This is a genomic window from Bacteroides sp. RTP31139st1_H2_RTP31139_211217 (genome assembly GCF_040227615.1).
Lineage (GTDB): Bacteria > Bacteroidota > Bacteroidia > Bacteroidales > Bacteroidaceae > Bacteroides > Bacteroides uniformis.
In genome coordinates, this window is the sequence record NZ_JBCNZM010000326.1 from 1 (window position 1) to 406 (window position 406).

The 406-nt window shown below is 43.1% G+C and carries 1 pseudogene; it reads right to left on the reverse strand.

The annotated features are described in order from the left end of the window. Window positions 1–406: pseudogene (locus ABUA47_RS24615) on the reverse strand (recombinase); the annotation flags it as partial.

A 406-nucleotide genomic window follows, 5' to 3' on the forward strand; every position in this document is an offset into this window, starting at 1 on the left:
GACTGTACCAGTGAATCGTCAAAGAGCTGTCGTTCTGAAACATTCATTTGTGCCGATGCGTTACGATACTCGCTGATTATACTCTCCAGTAGGACGTCTTTAAACAAGCTATCCACTTTGGAGTGTACATCACGGGAATATTGATAGGCCTCCTCTTTGAGTTCTTCGGTACGTTCTTCAATGGCCCCCATATCCTTTTTCAGTTCGAAGAGTTGCCGGTCAGCCGTCTGCAACTTTTCCTGCTTGTCTGCCAGTTGTCTGATGATTCCTTGCAGCTCTTTTTCCAACATTTGTATTTGGATTGCCAATTCTGCCGCATTGCCTTTGTTTTCTTTTAAATTGTACTCGGCTGCCGATAACAAGGTTTCTTTTTCAGTTTTCTGCTTTTCAAGATTGCTAACCATTG